The sequence below is a fragment of the Candidatus Schekmanbacteria bacterium genome (genome assembly GCA_003695725.1).
Taxonomy (GTDB): domain Bacteria; phylum Schekmanbacteria; class GWA2-38-11; order GWA2-38-11; family J061; genus J061.
This window is the reverse complement of the sequence record RFHX01000159.1, coordinates 1-7,367: the sequence shown is the minus strand read 5'-3', so window position 1 is coordinate 7,367 and position 7,367 is coordinate 1. Positions and strand designations below refer to the sequence as shown.

Sequence of the window (7,367 nt, the reverse complement as noted above, 5' to 3'; positions counted from 1 at the left end):
TTTTGAGAGAAGAATTGAAACAGTAATGATGATAAATGGGAAAAGTGTTATGAAAAACCTGTCTCTATAAATTTTGAAAGGAAAAACAAAAAGATTTATTCCTTCAATCGCCTTACCTGTTGAAAATTTTGAGAAGGTGAAGACCAATGAAAATAAGATGATATAAAGAAGAAAAAGGAAGTAGTTAGGCAATTTTTTCTTATTTATATATTCCTTGAAAAGGGAAGTAAGAAGAAAAATGAATGAAAAGAGGAAAATTAGATAATAAATAGATGGCAAGATATTGATTCCCATTAATCTTATTTCTTTCAGCCAAAATGAAGAAGGCAGGTCGAAAATAATGAGTTTGAGAAATTTTTTTATGAGGTAAAAGATGCTGAAATCTGCTGCAATTCCCGGCTTGTGAATTCTCAAATTTTCAAAATTTGTGAGAAAAGCCGTATAAAACCACAAAAAAAATCCGCAAATGAATGAAATACTGAAATAGAGAACATCCTTTTTAAAAAAGAAATTTCTTTTTGATAGAAGAAGAAAAATAATTACACTTAAAATAGTTGTGATGAAGATATAATCAAAATAGAATCCAAAGCCCGCAACCAATCCTGAGAGTATAAGATACCTTTTTTTATCAGAATTGTATTCATTATAGCTTAAAATCAGGTAAAAAAGAAGAGCTGTAAAAAAAACTGATTCATTGTGATTTCCCCACAGAATCAATGAAGTAAGAATCGGATAGGGGGCTGAAAAAGCCAAGAGAATCCCAAAGATAAGAGCTGTTTTATGAGAAAAAAATTTTTCTAGTAGTAGATAGAAAACTACAAAGGTTGCCAATGAAATTAGGATGCTTAAAAGTTTTAGGGAAAAAACGGAATTTCCAAGCAGTGCAAAGAAAGGTATTGCCAAAATGCTTACTATGAATGTCCCGCCTGCAAAAGGCATATATTGATAGCAGAAAGCCAAATTAGGATTTTTAATAAAAAGAGAAGGATTTTGAAGAAAGTCGTGAGCGAGAGTGCCGTTATAAAGCTCTTCATGATTGCTGATGAAATAAAAAGCCGAGAGAAGAAAAATTGTTCTAATTGTTAGGAAAAGAGCGCTAAGAAAAAAAAGTGTAAGAAGGTTTGTTGTTTTATTATAGGATTTATGCTCTTTTAATGAAGCATTCATAATATTGCATTAAGAATCAGATTTGAGATAGAAATGTTTAGCTTCTTTTCTTATAAAGATTCTACCTTCTTTTCCTTTTGTATTTCTTGTCTTTTTAATTCTTCCTTCAATTCTTGAATTAGTTCAGACTCTATTTTTTTTATTTCAACAACTATTTGCGGCAATTTTTTTTGTGAAACAGCCATTGTTTTCTGCATAAGAATGGGCATTTTTTCAATGAATTTACTCCCTACAGGGCTTTTATAAAATTTCGTAATCTCTTTTAATTCATCTTCACTAAATGTATCAGTGTATATGTCAATATAGTCTTCCTTCATTTTATTCCAGCCAATTTCTTTTTTAAATAAATCAATCATCTTTGTTATATATTTTTCCATAAGAGGATTTTCTCCATTTATTCCCATATTTTTCAAAGTTTCCTTCATCATTTTTTTCTGCTGCTCAAATAAAAAATTGAATGTCTTGTCTGTTTTCATAGTAAGGAGTAATTCTTCAGCTTCCTTTCGATGGGAATTTTTATCAGCAAATGCTATAGTGGAAAGTAAAATGAAGGCAAAAATGAATATAACAATGCTTTTGATTTTCATAGTATCTCCTTTAAGTGTAGGTTCTGGAAAAAAGAAGGCGGCACTTTCAATTAAAATGTTATTATATGTTTGATGCCGACTAAATTTTCCTTCATTTGAATTCCTTTTACGACATCATCAATATTTAATCTATGTGTGATAATCTTTTGAAGATTGAGTTTTCCTTTTTCAAGGAGTTCAACAGCTTTTTTCATCTCTTTTACAGAATGTCCGGAAGACCCTTTTATCTTGATTTCTTTATAATGTATGAAGTTTAAGTTTATTTCTATTGACTCATCGTTTTTGTATCCGGCAAATATGATGGCTTCTCCGCCCTTCTTTAATAGTGGCAGGCATTCATCCAGAGAACTTTTATTATTGTTGGCAATTACGACGCATTCTATTCCTTCTTCATCAATCTTTTCTTTAATGAAGGATGAAAGCGATTCATCATTTACATTGACGGTTTCATCGGCACCCAATTCTTTGCCGATTTTGAGCTTTTCATCATCAGTACCTGCTAGAATAACTTTTTCAAAACCTCTTATTTTTCCGAGCTGTGTGTGTATAAGTCCAACAGGACCGTCGCCTGCAACGAGGAGAGATTCTCTTAATTTATCATCGATCTTTGAGTTTCCATTGATACAAGCCGCCGCTGGTTCGCATACAGCGGCTTCTTCATAGCTTACGGAATCAGGAATTTTTATTACACAACCGGCAGATATTGCTTCTTTTGGAATAGCAACAAATTCAGCAAATCCGCCGTTGTATTCATAACCGAGTGTTTGTCTGCCTGTACAGATATTCATTTCGCCGCGCCTGCACGCATAACAATTACCACAGGGGATTATGGCTTCCACAAGAACACGGTCTCCAATGCTGAATCCTTGCAGATCATTGGCAACTTCAACAATTTCACCTGCAAACTCATGTCCGATGATTTTTGGAGGGGTGACCATTTTTTTACCGCGATAGATGCGCACATCAGTACCGCATATACCTGCGGCTTTTACTTTAATGATGATTCCTTTTTCAGGAAGAGAAGGGGGGGTAATTTCTTCTAATGAAATAATGTTGACACCTTTGAAGATAGCCGCTTTCATTTGAGATTCTTCCTTATTTCATTCAAAATTCTAAAGTCACTCCTCAGGTCGTCATAGATTTTCTTATAGAGGATATAAAAGGAGTTATATGCCATGTTTCTATTTTTGTCAGGCCTGTAATTTGTCCCTTTTTTAATATTCTTTTTAACAAATGATGTTCTATCTTTTATGGCCCCTGTGCCTTCTGCTGTCAATGCGGCAGTACCTGTGCATTCAGGATCATTTGTAGTTAGTGTCTGAATTTCACATCCTGTTACATCAGCAAATATTTGCATCCATTCCGGGTAGGATCCAAAGCCTGTTTCAGGCACAATTAACGACTTTGTTTTAAGACCTGCTTCATCAGACATAATTTCTATGTTCATTTTAACAGCAAATGCGCATCCTTCGATAATGGATTGATAGATGTTTTTGCTTTTACAGTTAGGTGATAATCCAAATATAACGCCGTGAGCATATGGGTCCCAGATAGGTGACCTTTCACCTGTTATGTAAGGAAGATAGATAAGCCCATCTGAACATGGAGGAATTGCTTCTTCTGTTTCTTTTTTTGCTGATTTCTTTTTTATATTTTTTTCACGCTGTAAGAGTTCCTTTTTGTTGAATGTTTCAGCATACCATTTATATGATGTTCCCATTCCATCCATACATGCGATTGAAAGAAACCTTTTTTTCCCGTATTCAAAATTGATAAATGGGTCTTTAAGAAGTCCTCTACCTGAGATTATTTTACAGAGGCGAGCGACAGTGCCCGGTATCAAAACAGTATCATTCGGTTTTTCAGCGCCAAGTCCGATTACAGCGGAAAAAGTATCCATACTGCCGGCTATGACAGGCACTCCTTCAGGTATTCCGGTTTCTTTTGATGCTTTTGCATTTACTGTACCTATAACATCAGTTGAATTATAAACAGGCGGCAGTTTATCTTCGTCTAACTCGAAATAGTTCAAAAGTTCTTTAGACCAGTTTTTTCCTTTAGTGTCATACATAAGGGTTGTGCCTGTGCGCGATATATCTATAGAAGGGTTGCCTGTAAGTTTGAAATTTATGTATCCTGTGGGGTAAAGAAACTTTGCTGTCTTTTTGTATATACTTCTTGCATTTTCTTTAAACCATAAGATTGTTGGAAGGGCAGATGAGCCAACAGTGAGTCTATTTAAAGTGATTTCAAATAGCTCTTCAGGATTAAGCCGTTTTGAATATGAATTGACCAAATCTGTAGTTCTTTTATCAAACTGCATTACAGCAGGGACAAGGGGTTTCCCGTTGTTGTCGATAAAGACAAGGGCATTTGTACAAGATATTCCTATGCCAGCAAGATTTTTAAGGGCAGATTTTTTGTTTTTGAAAATTTCTTTGATATTTTTTACTATTGGCTTCCACCACTGCGCATCTGCGTCTGCTTCCACCTTGCCGTCAGGTGAAAAAGTAATATTTGACGAAGAGGAAGCGTAAGCCACCAATTCTCCAGAAGATTTGAAAAGGGCTGTTTTACACCTTGTAGTCCCAATATCTATGGCAATAATAAATCTTGTTTTTTTTGTCACAGATTTCCCTCCCCCCTGATTTTTTTTTCAATTATAGCAATTTTTTCAGTGCCGCTATAAGTTTTTCTACATTTTCTTTTCTGCAGGTTTCCCCCATTAATCCTATTCTCCAGACCTTTCCAGCCAATTCTCCAAGCCCTGCGCCTATTTCAATGCTATATTCTTTAAGCAGTTTCATCCGCACCTCTTTTTCATCGATGCCTTCAGGCACAAGGACTGCATTTAGGTTGGGAAGGCGGTATTCAGGTTTAACGAGATAATCTATCCCAAGTTTTGAAAGCTCATTTTTTAGAAATTCATGATTTTGCCTATGCCTTTTAAAACGATTTTCCAGTCCCTCTTCAAGAATAATTTTCAGCCCTTCATTTAACCCGCATATCATACTTACAGGCGCAGTGTGGTGATAGACTCTTTCGCTTCCCCAATATTTTTCAATCATCGTGAAGTCGAAATACCATGAAGGCACTTTTGTCTTCCTATTCCGCAGTACTTCAAGAGCTCTTTCATTTACCGTTACTGGAGAAAGCCCCGGCGGGACACTTAAGTTTTTCTGCGTCCCGCTGTATGATGCATCGATTAGCCATTCATCTATTCTGACGTCGACTCCGCCAAGGGAGGTGACAGTATCGACAATAAAGAGAGCATCATTTTCGCGAGCAATCCTGCCTGCTTCTTCAAGAGGTTGAAGCACTCCTGTTGAAGTTTCTGCATGAACAAGGACAAGTGCTTTTACTTTGTCTCCTGCACTATCGAAGGCATCACTAATTTCGTCCGGCAATATGGGTTCGCCCCATTTCTTTTTTATTCCTATCACTTCTGCTCCAATTCGTCCCAGCAAATCTGCCACTCTTGTACCGAAAACGCCATTCAACCCAACTATGACTTTATCTTCCGGCTCGATTAAATTGACAATAATCGATTCCATTCCGGCGCTTCCGGTTCCTGAAACTGGGAATGTAAGGCGATTCTTTGTTTTGAAGATTTGGCGAAGCAGTTCCATCGTGGAGTCCATAATTTTCAAGAAATCCGGGTCTAAATGGCCTACAAGAGGTTTTGACATTGCTTCAAGCACCCGTGGATTTACATTTGAAGGTCCCGGTCCCATCAATAATTTTCCCATTTTCTTGATATCTCCTTAGAAAAAATTAGATTGAATTTATAAGATTCCCTTTTCTATCGAATTGCAGTTCATAAAAATTTCCCAATCTTTTAATATCTTTTCTTTCTTTTATACTGAGATATGCTTCTTTTGAAAGGGCTATTTTGTCTATATGAAGTGTATCCTTGATTATTGCAATCTTCGCTTTTATTGGATTTTCTACCCATGCTGATTTGATTCCAACGCTGATTGCTTCTTTATCGGAGTCTGCAATATAAGGTATCTTTGCCCTTTCTATAAAAGTGGCAGTGAGAGTATTGAAATAGAAACTGTCAAAATCAATCTTTCTGAAGAATCTCGAAGTGATTATGTCGGCAAGCCCAAGGCCCGCGCAATTTCCTTTGGATTCGCGCGTCAAATCGAGGGCTGCAATTCTTGTGACTTTAGGGTTTTCAAAATCATTTTCAAATCGAATCGTTTTTCTTCCTATAATATGTGTATCCATTCCTGTGCCGCTTATTTCTTTACCCATCTCTTTTACTACAAGAAGGTCAAGATTGTTGACAGGAAATGGCGGAAACTGTTTTTTTGAAAATTCTAAAAGTTTTTTTTCTTCGGTAATGATTTTATTTCCTTCAAGAGCTTTTATTTCTGAAATTTCACATTTTGGATTTTCAATGATTCCAATACCCGCAAATAATTTGCCTGATGAGATTATCTTCTTTGCCGCTGGCGCCAACTCTTTCTTCAGCCCTTTTATTCCAAGACGGTGTATTCCCTCAGCGCCCGGAGGTCCTCCCAAACCTACTACGAGCATCTTACAGATGCCGCTTTCGTGGGTGCTTTCAAAATCAGTGTGCGCTTTTATGCGGTTTACGACGATAATTGCATCGGCTTTTAGTGCTTCTTTGTCGATGAAGACCTCGGTCCCTGATGAAGTTTTACCAAGAGGAGTATAATTTTTCCCTCCTCTTATTTTCATCCCGCATCTTTTTTCAGTGATCCCATTTTCCTTCAATATTTCAAGACGGCCTCTATATGTACCTCCACCGTGGCTTCCCATTGCGGGGACAATGAAGGGGCTGAATCCCTTTTCTTTGAGTATATTGCCTATCTCTTTTAGAATTTCGGGATAATGGCTTATACCTCTGCTTCCTGCAGTGATTGCAATCTGGGCGCAAGGCTTGAGTTTTTTCAACAATGAAAGAGATGATACTTCAGATTCTAACTTTTTAGAATAATCTTTCAGGCATTCTGTTTTGAAAGTGAATTCAATATTTAAAAAAGGCGGCAGTTTTTCTATGTCCTTATGCCACCTCTTTTTTCCTGATATTAATTTTATCTTCATAGATAAGTGTATTTTATACAAGAGTAAGGGCGGTGAAGTCAAAAATAAATAATAGTACCTGAAGAATTATACATATAGTTATTGCAAGATTAAATTTTATATTGGAAAAGATGAGAATATAGAAAAATAATAGTCCAAAAAAGTAGTGCTTGTAACCGATAAAGTATACCGATATTCCTGAGTTTTTGGTTAGCTGATTGATGCTAGCTGTTGTCTATCCCTTGACAGAATTTCTTTTGACAAAATATATCAAATTTGATAGTAAGTGCTTACTTGCATTTATAATCAAAGGTCTATGGCGAAGAAGACAAAAAACAGAAAAGGACTTTCTCGCATTGAACGGGAAAAATATATCTTGAAAAGTGCATTTGATGTTTTTTCCACATATGGCTATAGGGGAAGCACGACTAAGATGCTCGCCGATGCCGCTGGAATAAACGAAGTTACGCTTTTTAGAAATTTCAAAAGCAAAAAGAATCTTTTCAAAAAAGTAATCGAGCACTATACATTCCTTGCACGCTTTGAAGAACTTGAGCC

7 protein-coding genes are annotated in these 7,367 nt (G+C 36.2%); 1 reads left to right on the top strand and 6 read right to left on the bottom strand.

Annotation, left to right across the window (positions count from 1 at the left end):
• From D6734_06325 to D6734_06300, 6 genes are all read right to left on the bottom strand, one after another.
• Positions 1–1,167 (bottom strand): hypothetical protein (locus tag D6734_06325; protein RMF95087.1); only part of this gene is annotated, 1,167 nt, incomplete at its 3' end.
• Between the two features lie 50 nt (positions 1,168–1,217).
• Positions 1,218–1,754 carry a DUF2059 domain-containing protein gene (locus D6734_06320; protein ID RMF95086.1) on the bottom strand — a complete coding sequence of 179 codons (537 nt, stop codon included), beginning with the start codon at positions 1,752–1,754 and terminating at the stop codon, positions 1,218–1,220.
• Between the two features lie 50 nt (positions 1,755–1,804).
• Complete coding sequence (locus D6734_06315) at positions 1,805–2,836, bottom strand: threonine dehydrogenase (protein ID RMF95085.1); 1,032 nt, start codon at positions 2,834–2,836, stop codon at positions 1,805–1,807.
• Positions 2,833–4,383 carry a hypothetical protein gene (locus D6734_06310; protein RMF95084.1) on the bottom strand — a complete coding sequence of 517 codons (1,551 nt, stop codon included), beginning with the start codon at positions 4,381–4,383 and terminating at the stop codon, positions 2,833–2,835. Before D6734_06310 ends, D6734_06315 begins: the two co-directional genes overlap by 4 nt.
• Positions 4,384–4,414: 31 nt before the next feature.
• Positions 4,415–5,503 (bottom strand): alanine--glyoxylate aminotransferase family protein, encoded by a 1,089-nt coding sequence (locus D6734_06305; GenBank protein RMF95083.1) that lies wholly within the window; start codon positions 5,501–5,503, stop codon positions 4,415–4,417.
• A gap of 25 nt (positions 5,504–5,528) precedes the next feature.
• Positions 5,529–6,830, bottom strand: a complete 1,302-nt coding sequence (locus D6734_06300; protein RMF95082.1) for a DUF2088 domain-containing protein — start codon at positions 6,828–6,830, stop codon at positions 5,529–5,531.
• A gap of 295 nt (positions 6,831–7,125) precedes the next feature.
• Between D6734_06300 and D6734_06295 the strand changes: the two genes are divergently transcribed.
• The coding region (locus D6734_06295) for a TetR/AcrR family transcriptional regulator (GenBank protein RMF95081.1) at positions 7,126–7,367 on the top strand (242 nt) is incomplete at its 3' end.

Excerpts from the sequence above, each read along its gene's own strand:
- D6734_06320 (RMF95086.1), bottom strand. The coding sequence starts at position 1,754 with ATGAAAATCAAAAGCATTGTTATATTCATTTTTGCCTTCATTTTACTT.
- D6734_06315 (RMF95085.1), bottom strand. The coding sequence starts at position 2,836 with ATGAAAGCGGCTATCTTCAAAGGTGTCAACATTATTTCATTAGAAGAA.
- D6734_06305 (RMF95083.1), bottom strand. The coding sequence starts at position 5,503 with ATGGGAAAATTATTGATGGGACCGGGACCTTCAAATGTAAATCCACGG.
- D6734_06300 (RMF95082.1), bottom strand. The coding sequence starts at position 6,830 with ATGAAGATAAAATTAATATCAGGAAAAAAGAGGTGGCATAAGGACATA.